This window comes from Novosphingobium anseongense, assembly GCF_037482895.1.
GTDB lineage: Bacteria > Pseudomonadota > Alphaproteobacteria > Sphingomonadales > Sphingomonadaceae > Novosphingobium > Novosphingobium anseongense.
Genome location: NZ_JBBHJZ010000003.1, coordinates 427794 through 442795, shown reverse-complemented (window position 1 = coordinate 442795; position 15002 = coordinate 427794). Strand labels below are relative to the sequence as shown.

Sequence of the window (15002 nt, the reverse complement as noted above, 5' to 3'; positions counted from 1 at the left end):
TCAGCCCGCCTTGCCGGCCGCGGAAGACTTCGAATCCCCCGTCCGCGGCACCTGCGGCGCGGTCTCGGGCACCGGCTTCACCGGCTGGTTCGCCCGCACCTTGCCCAGGCCCTGAACGATCACGCGATCACCGGCCTTGAGCCCCTGGGTGACGATCCAGTCGTTGCCCTGCGTGTGGACGGCCGTCACCGTGCGCATGATCGCCTTGTTGTCGGGGCCGACGACGAAGACCTCGGCATTGCCCTTGGGATCACGCGTCAGCGCGGCCTGCGGAACCAGGAAGGCACCGTTGACGCGCGACTGGGCAAAACGCGCGCGCACGAACATGCCCGGCATCAGCAGCCCCTGCGGGTTGGGGAAACGTGCGCGCAAGGTAACCGTGCCGGTGCCCGGATCGGCGGTAACTTCGGAAAATTCGACCGTGCCGGGCAATTCGTAGTCGCTGCTGTCGTCGAGCTTCAGGCGCACCTCGGCGACCACGGGCGCGACGCCGCCGGAAGCGAGCTGGCGACGCAGTTGGAGCAGTTCGGCCGAACTCTGCTGGATGTCGACGAAGATCGGATCGAGCACCGAAATCACCGCCAGCGGATCTGCCTGACCGGTGGTCACCAGCGCGCCTTCGGTGAACAGCGATCGGCCGATGCGACCGGTGATCGGCGCGGGAACCGTGGCGAAGCGCAGATTGATCTGTGCGGTATTGAGCGCGGCACGATTTTGCGCGACCGCGGCATTGGCGGCGCGCGACGCGGCCAGGGCATCGGTGTAGTCCTGCTGCGCGATGGCCTGCTCCTGTGCGAGCGGCCGGAAGCGGTTCGCCTTGGCCCGCGCCGCCTCGGCCTGGGCCTGAGCACTCGCGAGATTGGCAGAAGCCTGCTGCGCTGCAGCACGATAGAGACTGGGATCGATCTGATAGAGGGGCTGCCCCTGGCGAACAAGCGCACCTTCGGCATAGAGCCGCTTGAGGATGACCCCGGCGATCTGCGGCCGGACTTCGGCAGTGCGCAAGGCGGTGATCCGCGCCGGCAGCTCGGTGACAATCGGCACGGACGTCGCCGTCATGACGCGGAAGCCCACCTCGGGAGCACCCTTGTCGCGCTGGTCGCCGCCACTTTTGCTGCAAGCGCACACAGCCAGGACCAGCAGAATCGCGCCAACTTGCTGTAAGAGCGCAGATTGGCGCCGCGGCTGCCGGGGAGTGGTTCGCATGTGCAACCAAATCCGGAACGGCAGCCGTACTGTCAAGTATCAGTTTGTCGCGACAATCGTCGCAGGAGCGCGACGAGCTGGGGATTACCCGCCCCGCCGCTTATCGCCTTCGCTTATTTCGTCAGGCGTGCGGTCTGCACGGTCAAGGCAAACAGCGTCGAGAGCGCCTGCGGAATGCTCTCGTCGGTGCTTACCTGATAGAACAGCGGCGTGCCGTCGAGGCGCGACGAAGCGCACTTCCTCAGCTGGATCGGAACCTTGCTGAGGTGCGGCTGGACGTTGTCCTTCGACCAGGTATCGCTCTCCAGCGCGGCCGAGGAATACTCGGTGTAGAGAATGGCGATTCGGATGCCGCGGTTCTTGATCGCCGTGCAGTCGGCGATGTTGACACCGTCGCTCCATTCGCGGTGGCGACGTCCGCTCTGGTTTTCGTCGACCACGCCATCGGTGATGATGAAAAGCACCTTCTGCGGATTGGCGGCTGTCGAACCGTCACCAACGGTGCCCGCCGGCGTGATGACCTTGTTCATCTCTACCAATGCGTTGTGCGCCTCGGTCCCCATGTCGTTGATGCAATAGTTCTGCGTGGGGCAGCTTTGCTGGAACCAGTTCGTCTGTGCCGCATAGAAGTCGGGGATCGTATAGCTCGTCATGTTCTTGACGTCGTTCAGCGCATTGGTGATCGTCTCAACCGGCTTGTTGCCGCCCTCCGGAGTGAAATCGAACGAAAACAACTGAAGGCGATAGGTCACCTTATTGTTATTCGCTGTCGTGTTCGCGAAGGGAATCAGTTGCTGAGCGGCAGCTTGCTCATCATCGATACGCAGGCGGATCGAGGGATTGACGCCATAGACCGCGTTGTAATTTCGCACGAGCCAATAGGTATCCGCGATCTGGCCGTTACCCGTGTTGAACTTGGTGGTGCCGTTCTGGCAGGTGATCGTGCTATTGCTCGTCTTGTACTGCTTGACCGGACAAAACGCGCCCGAATTGTCCACCCAGATGGCATTTTCGAACATGCCTTCCCTAGTCTGATAGGTCGTCCCATTCTGACAGGTGACATTGGACGAGTTATAACCGGCGCCGTCCTTTCTGAGGGTGCAGGAATTGCCGGACTTGTCGAGCCAGACGTTGTTGGCGCCATCCCCGTCGTCGAAAGCATTGCGAATGACGATGTTGTCGTAAGTCGGCTTCTGCGTATGGCAGGCAAAGGCGCAGCCGCTGGGCTTCGCCTGACCGTGCGTGGTCGCTCTGACCAGCGCGTCAATGCCCGTCTGCGTCGTTGGCAGCAGCATCGACGGTGAGGTGTCCATCAGCAGGTAGAAGTCGATGTGCGGCGCGCGCGTGGCCGTGGCCGTGGCCGAGCCTTCGACCGGCAGGGTCGGGCTACCGAGCACGCCGGAGAAGATGTTGCTCGACTGCGCCGTGTAGCTAACCTTGACGGTTCGGCCGCTGTTGACGCCGCCATCGCTGGTGATGACGATCTCGGGATTGTTCGCGCCCGAGGTGTAGAGCAGGCCGTTCAAACCCGCGACCTGGGCGTTGAACATCTTGCGCGCCGCTTCCTTGGCGGTCGCATCGTCTTTCTGCATGGCCGTGACGTTCACGGCCGCCAGCGCCGCCGCGTCGGCCGCGGCATCCATGCGCGTCTTGAGCTTCATGGCACGGGTATAGTCGACGCCGAAGCCCACGCCGAAGGTCATCGGAATCATTGCGAAACCAAGGATCATCATGACATTGCCGCGCCGATCGTGACGAAGGCGGCGCAACAGGCTGCGACCCTTTCGGGCCAGGCGAAGGAGCACGGTCTGGGTCATGAGATGGGCACCTGATCGGAAACGCGGGGAAGCATCACGATGGAATCCCGGAGCGTCAAGTCTCCTCCGAAGGAGGCGAGCTTCACGGGCGGGGTATAGTCATAGCTGACCTGGCCGATGATCATGTAGGTGTTGACCGGCGCCATGTCGGTCGGGATGGTCACGACCTGGTTGTTCGTGAGCTGGGTGCCGTTCAGCGCGCGGCTCCAGATGACCTTGGCCTGAGTCGTGCTCGTGACCTGCACCTCGCTCAGGGTGATCATCGCCTTGCTCGAATCGAACGGCGACAGGGCCTGGGCGCTGGCATTGAGGATCTTCAGCGCCTCGGCCTCGGTCAACGCGGGATAGCGGGTCGCGAGGTCGGTCAGGGCGCGCGCGGTCACGGTGACCTTGCGGTTGCAGGCGATCGCATCCGACATCGCATAGGTCCCGAGGTAGAGCAGGATCAATACGGGAAAGGCCATGGCGAATTCGATCAGGACGGTGCCGCCACGATCGACCGCAAGCTTGCGCAGTGCCGTGAGGAATCGGTCGATCATCACCAGGTCTCTGACTTGAGGACGGACGTCGCCATCAGTCGACGCTTGCTGCCAGGCTCGTTGGCGAGGCTGAAACCCTGGGGCGCGGGCATGACCGGCCAGAGGTACATGAGCCGGACCACGACGATAGCGCCGCCGGTGCCCGGCGAAAACGTGAAGCTGTTGCTGACATTGCCATTGTTGTAGGTCAGCGTGGGCGGCGTCATCGTCGCGCCCGAATAGCTGTTGACCGTTTGGACATCGATCATGAGGCCGTCGCACTTGAGATAGGGCGGCAGCGCTTTGCAGGTCTCGTTCTTGAAGGTGGCGGCGTTCCAGCTGGCCTGCTGCGACTGGCCGGTCATCAGCAGACGGCCCGAGGCTTCGGCTGCGGTCTCAAGACCGTCCTGCGCGAGATAGAGCAGCGCGGTCTGCAGGATCGAAACCAGCATGGCCATCAGCATCGGCGCGATGAACGCGAATTCGAGGACCGAAGTGCCCTTCGTATCCCGCAGCAACTGTCGAAATATCTTCAGCTTGCGCATGCAACGACTCGGCCAGACAAAGTTCGAGAAGCCGCAAAAATGCGGGAAACAGGTATATATTTTGTTAACTCCATCGCCCGGACGCACCGGGCCTGGCGGCTCACGCGTAGCGCAGGGCCACGGGCGACGGCGCATTGGGATCGGTCGCCCCGAAAGGTTGGAGCGCGAGCGCGAAGTTCGCCAGTTCGTCGAGCTTGAACGTCTGCTGCAGCACGACGCCGTGGGTATAGCCGCTGCGCCAGCGGACGCAGCCGAGGCGCGAAGACTGGCCTTCGATCGCGATGCGCACCTTCTGCTCAAGCGCGAACTTGCGGCCCGCCTCGATGCGGGCACCCTGCTGCGAAATGTCGAGAAGGACCGCAGGGCTGGCGATGCCCTCGGCGACGACGTCGACCGGGCGCTGCAGCTTCAGACGGATCGGGCGGCGCGAATAGAGGCTGGGCTCAGCGATGAAGTGATCGACGTCGATCGTGCACGAGAAGCGGAAGCCCATGTGGTCGTCGCGGTGCCACATCCGCTCCACCCCGTAGCGATCGCCGTTGGCGAGTTCGAGAAACAGGTGGGTATCGGGCGGCGGCGCATGGAACAGGCGGACGCGCGCGCCTGTCGCGGAGATGTCGCGCACGACGCAGACGTACTCGCCGCTCTCGCAGAGGAGCTTGGCCGTGCGGAACATCAGCGACGAGCGCGGTGCCTCGCGCATTTCGACGAACGTGCGGCCCTGAACCGCCGCGTCCTGTGCTGCCTGCCTCATGTTTTTCCTTCTACCAAGGGCCATGGGCGGTTCCCGCCTCACTTGGTAAACCGACTATGACCAGCGGCGCTTTAAAATCGGTTAATCATGGCCCAGTATGTTCAATCCTGTACGCAGATAGGTTCAAGCCTTGCCTATGACCCTCACGCTTCCTGAACTCGCGATCGCCGCGTTCGTCGTGGTCCTGATCATCGCGCTGGTCTTCATGGCCAGGCGCAAGCGGCGATCGACGGGTCCTGTAGTCCAAGACCCTCCCGGCGAGACCGAGGCTGCGCCGGCCGTGCCCGCCCGCCGACGGCAGTTGCAGTCGTTCGTCGACACCGAATGGGACACGCCGCCCGAGCCGCTGCCCGAAGCCGCCCCCACCCAGCAATCGGCTTTCGAGCCAGAGATGGAGTTCCGCCCGCCTGCGCCGCTCGCTGCGGACTTCGCGCCCGACGAAGCCGAGCCGATCGTCGAGTCGAGCGCGCGCTCGTCGCCCGAGGCGGAGCCCGAAGACGCCTATACGTCACTGCCCGACTACGATCAGGCGGTGCTCGGTCGGCTCGAAGAGGCCTTCGAGGCGTTGCAGGCCGGCGAGATCACCATCGAAACCTATCGTCAGCATATTCTGGCCGAAGCGGCCACGGTCGATGCTCGGGTCGCGATGCTCGAAGCGGAGGGCGACAGTGCCGATTTGCAAGCCGCTCTCGTTGCACAGGAATCCGTGCGCTGGTGCCTCGACTGGGCCAACGACCAGGATGAAACGCCCTCGGCGTGAGCGCCCATTCGTCCATTGGGCGAACGAAGTGTCACAATAGCGATTGCACCACTTCCCTCCGTGGCCCACACTGGCCTCTCAAAGCGAGGCTCCGGCCATCGCCGAACCGGAGAGGAAGAAATCCATCATGGCGGACTATGGCGCCATTACCATGCCCCCGTCGGACCGCGCGCTCAGCCGCAAGACCGCGATCGTCGGCATCGGTGAGACGGACTATGGAGCGGACTATCAGGCCGAGCGGACGCGAGCCGAAGGCTGGGTCCCGCCCACCGAGGAAACGCTGCTCACCACGGCCTTCGAACGCGCGCTCGCCGATTCCGGGCTGAAGCGCGAAGACATCGACGGCATCACCACCTCGTTCACCTATGGCGGCCCGCCCGCGGATGAGGTGGCCAAGATGCTCGGCGTCAAGGCCCGCTTCGCCCAGGCCAACGGCAATATCATGGCCGGCCCTCTGCCCGTCGCCTGCGCCGCGATCGCAGAGGGCAAGGCCGATACGATCGCCATGCTGTTCGCCGTCGCCTCGCGCAGCGCCGGCCGGCTGTTCGGCGGCATGACCCATTCGACCGGCGGCACGCCCGATCCCGACGAGGAAAACCGCACGCCTTCGTCCTACTACTATTACCACCCCTGGGGCTGGTCCTCGCAGGCGGCGCACTGGGCGTTGATCTTCGGGCACTACCAGTGGAAGTACGGCGTCGGCGAGGAAGACCTGTTCCACGTCGCGCGCCAGGTTCGCGAGCACGCGATGGCGCAGCCCAACGCGGTCATGCGCAAGGAACTTACGCTCGAAGCCTACATGGGCTCGCGCTACATCACGCGGCCACTGCACCTGTTCGACATCTGCATCGTCAACGACGGCGCGGTCTGTCTGATCGTCCGCCGCGCCGACCTGGCACGCGACCTGGCCCACACGCCGGTCGACGTCGCGGGCTGGGGCCATGCCAAGGTCAAGAAGAACAAGATGCACGTCATGGTGCGCGAGCAACTGCGCCCGCAGTTGCAGGAGGCGAGTGCCCAGGCGCTCGCCATGGCCGGAGTGAGCCTGGCCGAGGTCCAGCATTTCGAAGGCTACGACGCCTCCTCGTTCCACCTGATCAACCAGGTCGAGGGGATCGGCTTCACCGAGCCGGGCACGGGCCTCGCCTTCTGCCGCGACGGTCAGATGACCGTGGGCGGCCGCATCCCGACCAACACCTCGGGCGGCAACCTCAGCCAGGCCTACATGCAGGGCTGGAGCCAGGTCGCCGAAGCGGTGCGCCAGCTCCGCGGCGAGGCCGGGCAGTACCAGGTACCCGGCGCGCAGGTGTCGATGACCAACCTCGCGCAGACCGACCAGACCCATCCCATCGTTTTCGTCCGGGGAGACCGCTGATGGCCGAGAAAAGACCGGACCGCACGCTCGGCCGCCACCACGACACCTTCTGGGAGTTCTGCGGCCAGGGCGAACTGCGGCTGCAGAAGTGCGAAAGCTGCGATCATCTCCACTGGCCGGTGGTGCAGAAGTGCGAGAACTGCGGCGAGCGCGATTTCGCCTGGGATCGCATGTCGGGCCGCGGCAAGGTGATGAGCTGGACCAGCTTCGAGCGCGACTACTACCGCGGCCTGCTGCCCGTGCCCTACGACACGATCCTCGTCGAGCTCGAGGAAGGCCCGCTGTTCATGAGCAATCCGCAGGGCTTCGGCTGGCAGGAACTTTCGCCCGACATGCCCGTCAAACTGACTTTCGTTGCGGCGGAGGATACGGCCGGGGAATTCAGTCTGCCGGTGTTCGAACGCGAGACCTGACTCAGGCCCTGGGCCGCAAGCCCAGCAGCACCAGGCAGCTGACCCCGCTGATAGAGAACAGCGCCGCCGCGACCAGCGACGGCGTCGCGCCCGAACCCAGACTCAGCGCCAGCAGTCCGGCGGTGATGGTAGAGCCCATCACCTGACCGGTCATCCGCGTCGTCTGCGTCAGCCCGCCCGCGGCGGCGGCGCGCGTCATCGGCGCGGCGAAGATGATCTGGCGGGCATTGGGCGCGAAGAAAATGCCCGAACCCGCCGAGATCACCACCAGCCGCCACATGATGTCGACGTGCTCCGGATGCGCGGGAAGGAAGGCGAGCAAGACCATGCCCGTCACGCCCAGGACCGTGCCGACGATACCGAGCAGGCCGGGTCGGAAGCGGTCGGACAGGATGCCCGAGACCGGCGCGAACAGCACCAGCGCCATCGGCCAGGCGGCATAGACCAGCCCCGCCTCGGTCGGCGTGTAGTGGAATTCCTGCTGTAGCCGGAACGGCAGCGTGATCATCACGATCATCGTCGCGATCGATCCCGCGAGACCGGCCAGCGAGGAAAGGGCGATCTGCCGATCGCGCAGGAGATCGACCGGCAGGACGGGATGCTCCTGCTCGGCCTCGCGCCTAACGAAGGCCGTGCCGATGACGATCGCCGCCACCAGTAGCAGCCCGGTCAGCAGCGGCGGCACGCCGTGCACCGCGCTTTCCATTCCCACGACGGCCAAGCCGAAGGTCGCCGCGCAAAGCAGTGCCGCAAGCAGATCGTAGCGCCCTGCCCGACGCACCGGATCGGGCAGGGCCTTGCTGCCCGCGAGCAGCGAGACCGCGCCGAGCGGCAGACAGATCGCGAAAAGCCAGGGCCAGCGAGCGTGCGACAGGATCAGGCCACCCAGGCTCGGCGCGATCGTCGAGGCCAGGGTCGCCAGCATCGTGTTGAGCGCCATGCCGCGTCCCAGCCGCGCCTGCGGATAGATCTGCCGGATCATAGCCGAAGCCACGCTCGCGGTCGCCGCCGCGCCGAGCGCCTGGGCGACGCGGATCGCGACCAGCGCCGCGAGACTGTGCGCGACGAAGCACAGCAAGGTCGCGACGAGGTAGAGCGCCTGGCCGTATTGGTAGAGCGTGCGGTGGCCGAGCCGGTCGCCGAGCGCCGACAACGGCAGCACGGTCATGATCAGCACGAGCTGATAGGCCGTGACAAGCGTCACCACTGACGAAGGCGCGACGTTCAGTTCCTGCGCCAGGGTCGGTAGCGCGATGTTGAGACTGCCCGTGTCGATGACACCGATCATCGTGCCGAGCGAGACCGCGACGATCGCCGCATAACGGCGCGGAGTGGCCAGACCATCCGCGAATGGTGGCACGGCGGCGGTGTGCTCCGCTGAAGGCCTGTCGTGCATGTCCTGCCCCAATCTTTCGCTCGGCCTTGGGGCAAAAGCGAAGCGCGCGTCAACGCCACGCCGGCAGGTTTGGACGATCGATCAAGTGGCACCCGCGACACCACGCCCTGCCCGGCGCGCGGGAACCATTCATGCCCCCCGTCATTGGGAAAGTGCCGCCGCATAGATCCCTGATTTTCCCGGAGATACCACCCATGCTTGCTGACGAGCTGGAAGACCAGCGTCTGAAGGATGCCTTCGAGCATTTCGTCCGCGACCCCGCTTTTCCCTGTGTCGGCGCCAAGTCTGCGCTGTCGCGCGGGACGCTCAAGACGGTCGCCTGCTGGTCGATGACCAGCGGCTGGGATGACGTGCGCATCCATCGCGAACTGCTGGCCTGGGCCCAGGACTATCGCAAGAATCCCGGCCTGTTCCGGTCGATCGCCTTCGTCTTCGCCGGGCCCGACAATCTCTCCGAGCGCGAGTTCGAGAAAGTCCTGTGGGAACGCGTGCAGTCGCTCGCCGACAAGGATGCATGGCTGTCCCAGCCTTACGACGAGCGCGTCAGCGGGGATCCCGAGGACACGCATTTCTCATTGAGCTTCGGGGGCGAGGCCTTCTTCGTCGTCGGCCTGCACCCGAACGCCAGCCGCCCGGCGCGGCGGTTCGAGCGGCCCGTCTTGGTATTCAACCTCCATGACCAGTTCGAGCAACTGCGCAGCGAGGGCCGCTACGAAAAAATCCGCGAGACGATCATAGGCCGCGATGTTGACCTGGCAGGAACGGTCAATCCCATGCTCGCGCGCCATGGCGAGACGAGCGAGGCGGCGCAGTACAGTGGGCGCATGGTCGAGGACGGCTGGCGCTGCCCGTTCCGCGATCCGCGGACCGAAGACGCATGAGCGAAGCCAGTCGCATTCCACCGCGTTCGGGTGTGGCGTTCGAACTGGCGAAAGGCGAACGGCTGGTGGTGATCGATCCTGATGGCTGCCAGGTCTCGGACCTGCTCGCGTTCAACCGCCACGACCTGCGCGAGGTGCTGAGCAACGGCCGCACGCTCGACTACGAGGAGACGATCCGGCTGACCACGGGCAACCGCCTCTGGTCGAACCGCAGCCGCGTGCTGCTGACGATCGAGGCGGATGACGTGGGCAGCCACGACTTCCTGCTGACGCCCTGCAGCGAGCACACCTTCCGCCACTTCTATCCCGACAAGCCCGTCCATCGCGGCTGTTTTGGCAACCTGGCCGAGGCGCTCGCGCCCTGGGGCGTCGAGCCGGACTCCATCCCGGTAGCGTTCAACTGCTTCATGAACGTGCCCGTCGCTGCCGATGGGAAGATTGCGGTCCTGCCGCCGCCCAGCAAGGCCGGCGACAGCGTGACCTTCCGCGCCGAGGAAGACCTCGTGATCGGGCTTACCGCCTGCTCCGCCTATGCGAGCAACGGCGGCAGTTTCAAGCCGATCGACTATCGCATCGTACGCTGAGCCCGGCTACACTCCCGCCCTTCTCGCGGTCGAATTTTGCCGCAAGACTGTCATGCCGCTGTAACACATTCAGCGCATTGCGGAGCCGATCGGATGCTTGCTGTCGGGGAAATGATGACTACGGAGGCGGTTCAGACGGGTAGCGGCCCGCTGGCGGTGGGCGAACCGCGTTTCTTCAATCGCGAACTCTCCTGGCTCTCGTTCAACCAGCGCGTGCTCGCCGAGGCGGGCAATCCCGACTATCCGGTGCTCGAGCGGCTGCGCTTCCTGTCGATCTCGGGCAGCAATCTCGACGAATTCCTCATGGTCCGTGTCGCCGGTCTCGCCGGCCAGGTACGCCGCAAGATCGAGGAGACCTCGATCGACGGCCTGACCCCGTCGCAGCAGCTCGCGGCGATCCGCGAGGCGGTGACCGCGATCGAGCTTGGCCAGCAGGCAGCCTGGGAGGTGCTCCAGGGCCAGCTCGCCGAATGCGGGATCACGATCGTCGGCGAAGGCAAGAGACGCGACCACGGCCACGCGCGATGGCTCAAGGACTATTTCCTCGAACACATCATGCCGGTGATCACGCCGCAGGCGATCGACCCGGCGCACCCCTTCCCCTTCGTCGCCAACCAGGGGATGGGCATCCTCTTCGCGCTCAACCGCGTGGCCGATGGCGAAGAGCTGATGGAAATGGTGCTGATCCCCTCGGCCCTGCCGCGCTTCATCCGGCTTCCGGGCGAGGAAGCCGCCTATATCAGCGTCGAGGACATCATCTGCCAGAACGCCGAGGTGCTGTTCCCCGGCTTCCGCGCGCTGGGCCACGGCGTATTCCGCGTGCTGCGCGACAGCGACATCGAGCTAGAGGAGGACGCCGAGGATCTCGTCCGCTACTATCGCACCGCGATCCAGCGGCGCCGGCGCGGCCTCGTCATCATGCTCCACCTCCAAGGCGACTTCGACCCTGCCGCCGAAGCGCTGCTGCGCAACCAGCTCGGGCTCGACAAGGCGATCGTCATCAAGACCGACGGGCTGATCGGCTTCAGCGGCCTGTCCAAGATCGTCGACGAAGACCGGCCCGAGCTCAAGTTCGAGCCCTATTCCTCACGCTATCCCGAGCGCGTGCTCGAGCACGACGGCGATTGCTTCGCCTCGATCCGCGAGAAGGACATCGTCGTCCACCACCCCTACGAGAGCTTCGAGGTGGTGGTCGACTTCCTGCGCCAGGCGGCTTCGGACCCCGATGTCGTGGCGATCAAGCAGACCCTCTACCGCGCGGGCAACCAGTCCTCGGTGATCGCAGCGCTGATCGCCGCGGCCGAGGCAGGCAAGTCGGTCACCGCCGTGGTCGAATTGAAGGCGCGCTTCGACGAGGAGCAGAACCTGTTCTGGGCCAGCCAGCTCGAACGCGCCGGGGTCCAGGTGATCTACGGCTTCGTCGACTGGAAGACCCACGCCAAGGTCTCGATGGTCGTGCGCCGCGAGAACGGCGCCTACCGCACCTATTGCCACTTCGGCACGGGCAACTACCACCCGATCACCGCGCGCATCTATACCGACCTGTCGTTCTTCACTGCCGATCCCAAGTTCGGCCGCGATGCGGGCAAGCTGTTCAACTTCATCACCGGCTATGTCGAACCGCAGAAACTGGAAATGCTGGCGATCTCGCCGATCTTCCTGCGCGAACGGCTCTACGACTGCATCGACCGCGAGATCGCCAATGCCCAGGCCGGCAAGGCCGCGGCGATATGGGCCAAGCTCAATTCGCTGACCGATTCGAAGCTGATCAATCGGCTCTACGACGCCAGCCAGGCCGGGGTGAAGATCACCCTCGTGGTGCGCGGCATCTGCTGCCTGCGCCCGGGCATCCTCGGCCTGTCGGAGAACATCACGGTCAAGTCGATCATCGGCCGCTTCCTCGAGCACAGCCGCATCTGGGTCTTCGGTAACGGCGCCGACCTGCCCAACCGCCGCGCGCAGGTGTTCATCACCTCGGCCGACGGCATGAGCCGCAATCTCGACCGCCGCGTCGAGCTGCTCGTGCCGATCCGCAACCGCACCGTCCACGACCAGGTGCTCAGCCAAGTCATGCTGGCCAACCTGCTCGACACCGAGCAATCGTGGCTGCTCGCGCCCGACGGATCGTGGCGCCGGATGGAAAAGGGCGAAACTCCGTTCAATCTGCATCGTTACTTCATGACCAACCCCTCGCTGTCCGGCCGGGGTGCCGCACTTACCAGTGGACGCAAGGTGCCGAAGCTTGCCTTGCGCCGGGGGAACGTGTGACGAGGCCGGCGCAATGTTCGAGTCAAAGCGGATCACCGGCAAGTCCATGAACGATCGTCACGCCATCATCGATATCGGCTCGAACTCGGTGCGCGTCGTCGTCTACGGCGGGCCGCCGCGCGCGCCCGCCGTGCTGCTCAACGAAAAGGTCACGGCCAAGCTCGGCAAGGCCATGGGCGAGACCGGCGAGCTTTCGGACAAGGCGATGAAGAGCGCGCTCTCGGCGCTTGGCCGCTATGCCGCGCTGCTCAAGCTAATGGGCGTTACCGACGTCGAGACCGTCGCCACGGCCGCAGCGCGCGATGCCAGCAACGGACCCGAGTTCCTCGCCGCAGTCGAAGCGCTGGGCCTCAGCCCGCGCCTGCTCTCGGGCGAGGAGGAGGCCACGGCCAGCGCCCACGGGGTCATGGCCGCCTTCCCCGGCGCTAAAGGCGTAGTCGCCGATCTCGGTGGGGGCAGCCTCGAACTGACCGAGATCGACGGCAAGACCGCGCGCCACGGCATCACCATGCCCTTCGGGACGCTGCGGCTCGAAGCCTTTCGCGCCGCCGGCGCACAGAAATTCGCGGCGCGCGTGCGCAAGGCGCTACACGCGGCCGACTGGTCCGAGGGCGCCGGACTGCCGATGTACCTCGTCGGTGGTTCGTGGCGCGCGCTGGCACGCTATGCCATGGCCAAGCTCGACTGGCCGCTCGACGATCCGCACGGTTGGGAGCTCGACACCGAGACCGCGATCCGCATCTTCCGCGAGGTCACCGCCGCCAGGATCAAGGGCGGCGATGTCCCGCGCATCTCGGCCTCGCGCCTCGCCTCACTGCCCGATGCCGCCGCGCTGCTCTGCGTCCTGGCCGAGGAGATCAAGCCCGCCAGCCTCGTGTTCTCGGCCTGGGGTCTGCGCGAAGGCCTGCTCTACGGCCGCATGAGCCCGACCGTCCAGGCACAGGACCCGATGCTCGCGGGCGTCACCGCCTTTGCCGAAACGCTCGATGTTTCGGCCGCCTCGGGTACGATGGTCGCGGACTGGACCGCCGGTGTCTGCGCCACCGATGCGCCGGCCAAGCAGCGCCTGCGCCTTGCCGCAACCCTGCTCGCACTCGCCGCTCAGCGAATCGAACCCAATCTGCGCATGGAGCAGGCGATGGACTGGGCGCTGCGCAAGCGCTGGATCGGTATCGGTGACCGCGAGCGTGCGATCCTGGCGATGACCGCGATCGCCAACGCCGGCCGCACCGCCATTCCCGACGAATACCTGCGCCTTGCCTCCGCCACCGAACTGCGCGAAGCCGTGACCTGGGGCCTGGCCACGCGCCTGTGCCGCCGGTTCAGCGGCTGCCTTGCCCAACCGCTGGCGCACAGCACGCTGAGCTTCGACAAGGGCAAGCTGACCCTCGCGGTCGAAGGCCCGGCGCGGCCGCTCTACACCGAAGGCGTCGAGAAGGACCTGCGCCAGCTCGCGACCTGGCTCGAAGCCGAGCCCGCGGCCAAACTGGCGGACGCCATCGCGGCTGGCTAGTACGGTCCAATGACCAGACCACTGCAAGCCGCGCTGATCGCGACCGCCCTCGTATCGAGCGGTACCGCAATCGCGCAGGATCGGACCGCCCAGGCGCGTATCAACTACGAGGCCGTGCTCGCGGGCGCCAAGCAGATCGGCCAACTCACCGCGCAGGAACAGGCGGACCTCGTCGAATTCGATCGTCGGCTGCGTGAGCGGATGTTCGACGATCGCCGCCCCAGCAGTCGCTGCGTCGACGCGGAGATCGCCCGCGAGGGCGGCTCGGTCAGCGCGCTCGCACGCCGGCTGATCGACATGAAGTGCCGCGAAGCCGGCGGCTAGCGCCTCCTTCCGCCTGCCTTGCCGTCAGCGACTAGCCGCTTTGCCTCGCCGTGTTCTCGTTCCGCGCCATCATGCTGCATAGTCCCCACGCCGAGGGAGACAGCAAGGTGAGCGAACAACTACCCGAAATCACGCGCCCGGCGGGCACCTTCGACTGGGTCAAGGAGCATCGCCGGCTCTATCTGCGCTCGGGCGGGCGCCAAGGCCACATCATGGACCTGACCGGCGCCGGCGGCCATCCGTTCGGCACCCATTGCCTGATCCGCTACAAGGGTCGCAAAAGCGGCAAGACGATGATCCAGGGCCTGTCCTATGGCGACATAGGCGGTGAAGTGGTGATCTGCGCCTCGAAGGGTGGCGCCGACGAAAGCCCGCACTGGTACCACAACATCCTGGCCGCCGAGACGGTCGACTTCCAGATCGCCACCCAGGCCTTCCGCGCCACCTGGCGCGAGCCCGCGGGAGCCGATCGCGACAAGGTCTGGGCCTTCATGGTCGACTCCTATCCGTTCTACGGCGTCTACCAGACGCGCACCGAACGCGTGATCCCGCTGATCGCCATGAAGCCGATCGAACCGATCGCGGTGTTCAGCGAGGCCGATCTGGACTGACACGAAGCGGGCTCGGACCCGCATGAATCGAGAGGAA

General features: G+C 65.5%; 15 protein-coding genes. 9 read left to right on the top strand and 6 right to left on the bottom strand.

Annotation, left to right across the window (positions count from 1 at the left end; genetic code table 11):
• From WG901_RS16100 to WG901_RS16080, 5 genes are all read right to left on the bottom strand, one after another.
• Nucleotides 1–1206, bottom strand: coding sequence for an efflux RND transporter periplasmic adaptor subunit (locus WG901_RS16100; RefSeq protein ID WP_417603299.1), 1206 nt, complete (start codon nucleotides 1204–1206; stop codon nucleotides 1–3).
• A 113-nt stretch (nucleotides 1207–1319) separates the two neighbouring features.
• Nucleotides 1320–3023: a pilus assembly protein TadG-related protein gene (locus WG901_RS16095; protein WP_339588112.1), complete on the bottom strand. Its 1704-nt coding sequence runs from the start codon at nucleotides 3021–3023 to the stop codon at nucleotides 1320–1322.
• Nucleotides 3020–3562 (bottom strand): TadE/TadG family type IV pilus assembly protein, encoded by a 543-nt coding sequence (locus WG901_RS16090; RefSeq protein ID WP_339588111.1) that lies wholly within the window; start codon nucleotides 3560–3562, stop codon nucleotides 3020–3022. The genes WG901_RS16095 and WG901_RS16090 overlap by 4 nt, the downstream gene beginning before the upstream one ends.
• Nucleotides 3562–4086, bottom strand: a complete 525-nt coding sequence (locus tag WG901_RS16085; RefSeq protein WP_339588110.1) for a TadE/TadG family type IV pilus assembly protein — start codon at nucleotides 4084–4086, stop codon at nucleotides 3562–3564. The genes WG901_RS16090 and WG901_RS16085 overlap by 1 nt, the downstream gene beginning before the upstream one ends.
• A 100-nt stretch (nucleotides 4087–4186) precedes the next feature.
• On the bottom strand, nucleotides 4187–4840 hold the full coding sequence (locus WG901_RS16080; protein ID WP_339588109.1) for a PilZ domain-containing protein: 654 nt from the start codon (nucleotides 4838–4840) through the stop codon (nucleotides 4187–4189).
• A 136-nt stretch (nucleotides 4841–4976) separates the two neighbouring features.
• Between WG901_RS16080 and WG901_RS16075 the strand changes: the two genes are divergently transcribed.
• The 3 genes from WG901_RS16075 to WG901_RS16065 all read left to right on the top strand — a co-directional run bounded on the left by WG901_RS16075 (nucleotide 4977) and on the right by WG901_RS16065 (nucleotide 7388).
• Nucleotides 4977–5600, top strand: a complete 624-nt coding sequence (locus WG901_RS16075) for a hypothetical protein (protein ID WP_339588108.1) — start codon at nucleotides 4977–4979, stop codon at nucleotides 5598–5600.
• A 127-nt stretch (nucleotides 5601–5727) separates the two neighbouring features.
• Nucleotides 5728–6975: a thiolase family protein gene (locus WG901_RS16070; protein ID WP_339588107.1), complete on the top strand. Its 1248-nt coding sequence runs from the start codon at nucleotides 5728–5730 to the stop codon at nucleotides 6973–6975.
• On the top strand, nucleotides 6975–7388 hold the full coding sequence (locus WG901_RS16065) for a Zn-ribbon domain-containing OB-fold protein (RefSeq protein WP_339588106.1): 414 nt from the start codon (nucleotides 6975–6977) through the stop codon (nucleotides 7386–7388). Before WG901_RS16070 ends, WG901_RS16065 begins: the two co-directional genes overlap by 1 nt.
• A gap of 1 nt (nucleotide 7389) precedes the next feature.
• Here the strand turns inward: WG901_RS16065 and WG901_RS16060 are convergent, their stop codons facing one another.
• Entirely contained in the window at nucleotides 7390–8784 is a 1395-nt protein-coding gene (locus WG901_RS16060) for an MFS transporter (RefSeq protein ID WP_339588105.1), read from the bottom strand.
• A 194-nt stretch (nucleotides 8785–8978) separates the two neighbouring features.
• Between WG901_RS16060 and gntA the strand changes: the two genes are divergently transcribed.
• From gntA to WG901_RS16030, 6 genes are all read left to right on the top strand, one after another.
• Nucleotides 8979–9665, top strand: coding sequence for a guanitoxin biosynthesis heme-dependent pre-guanitoxin N-hydroxylase GntA (gntA, locus tag WG901_RS16055; RefSeq protein WP_339588104.1), 687 nt, complete (start codon nucleotides 8979–8981; stop codon nucleotides 9663–9665).
• Nucleotides 9662–10249 carry an urea carboxylase-associated family protein gene (locus WG901_RS16050; RefSeq protein ID WP_339588103.1) on the top strand — a complete coding sequence of 196 codons (588 nt, stop codon included), beginning with the start codon at nucleotides 9662–9664 and terminating at the stop codon, nucleotides 10247–10249. Before gntA ends, WG901_RS16050 begins: the two co-directional genes overlap by 4 nt.
• Nucleotides 10250–10363: 114 nt before the next feature.
• Complete coding sequence (locus WG901_RS16045) at nucleotides 10364–12517, top strand: RNA degradosome polyphosphate kinase (RefSeq protein WP_339588102.1); 2154 nt, start codon at nucleotides 10364–10366, stop codon at nucleotides 12515–12517.
• 13 nt (nucleotides 12518–12530) lie between these two features.
• A complete protein-coding gene (locus WG901_RS16040) occupies nucleotides 12531–14030 on the top strand; it encodes a Ppx/GppA family phosphatase (RefSeq protein ID WP_339588101.1) in 1500 nt (499 codons plus the stop codon).
• 9 nt (nucleotides 14031–14039) lie between these two features.
• Nucleotides 14040–14354 carry a hypothetical protein gene (locus tag WG901_RS16035; RefSeq protein ID WP_339588100.1) on the top strand — a complete coding sequence of 105 codons (315 nt, stop codon included), beginning with the start codon at nucleotides 14040–14042 and terminating at the stop codon, nucleotides 14352–14354.
• A 107-nt stretch (nucleotides 14355–14461) separates the two neighbouring features.
• A complete protein-coding gene (locus WG901_RS16030; RefSeq protein WP_339588099.1) occupies nucleotides 14462–14965 on the top strand; it encodes a nitroreductase/quinone reductase family protein in 504 nt (167 codons plus the stop codon).
• The last annotated feature ends 37 nt before the right edge of the window (nucleotides 14966–15002 follow it).

Bases quoted from the DNA above. Each gene is read 5' to 3' on its own strand.
- gntA (WP_339588104.1), top strand. From the start codon at position 8,979: ATGCTTGCTGACGAGCTGGAAGACCAGCGTCTGAAGGATGCCTTCGAG.
- WG901_RS16035 (WP_339588100.1), top strand. From the start codon at position 14,040: ATGACCAGACCACTGCAAGCCGCGCTGATCGCGACCGCCCTCGTATCG.
- WG901_RS16045 (WP_339588102.1), top strand. From the start codon at position 10,364: ATGACTACGGAGGCGGTTCAGACGGGTAGCGGCCCGCTGGCGGTGGGC.
- WG901_RS16070 (WP_339588107.1), top strand. From the start codon at position 5,728: ATGGCGGACTATGGCGCCATTACCATGCCCCCGTCGGACCGCGCGCTC.
- WG901_RS16065 (WP_339588106.1), top strand. From the start codon at position 6,975: ATGGCCGAGAAAAGACCGGACCGCACGCTCGGCCGCCACCACGACACC.
- WG901_RS16040 (WP_339588101.1), top strand. From the start codon at position 12,531: ATGTTCGAGTCAAAGCGGATCACCGGCAAGTCCATGAACGATCGTCAC.
- WG901_RS16050 (WP_339588103.1), top strand. From the start codon at position 9,662: ATGAGCGAAGCCAGTCGCATTCCACCGCGTTCGGGTGTGGCGTTCGAA.
- WG901_RS16060 (WP_339588105.1), bottom strand. From the start codon at position 8,784: ATGCACGACAGGCCTTCAGCGGAGCACACCGCCGCCGTGCCACCATTC.
- WG901_RS16095 (WP_339588112.1), bottom strand. From the start codon at position 3,023: ATGACCCAGACCGTGCTCCTTCGCCTGGCCCGAAAGGGTCGCAGCCTG.
- WG901_RS16085 (WP_339588110.1), bottom strand. From the start codon at position 4,086: ATGCGCAAGCTGAAGATATTTCGACAGTTGCTGCGGGATACGAAGGGC.
- WG901_RS16090 (WP_339588111.1), bottom strand. From the start codon at position 3,562: ATGATCGACCGATTCCTCACGGCACTGCGCAAGCTTGCGGTCGATCGT.
- WG901_RS16100 (WP_417603299.1), bottom strand. From the start codon at position 1,206: ATGCGAACCACTCCCCGGCAGCCGCGGCGCCAATCTGCGCTCTTACAG.
- WG901_RS16080 (WP_339588109.1), bottom strand. From the start codon at position 4,840: ATGAGGCAGGCAGCACAGGACGCGGCGGTTCAGGGCCGCACGTTCGTC.
- WG901_RS16075 (WP_339588108.1), top strand. From the start codon at position 4,977: ATGACCCTCACGCTTCCTGAACTCGCGATCGCCGCGTTCGTCGTGGTC.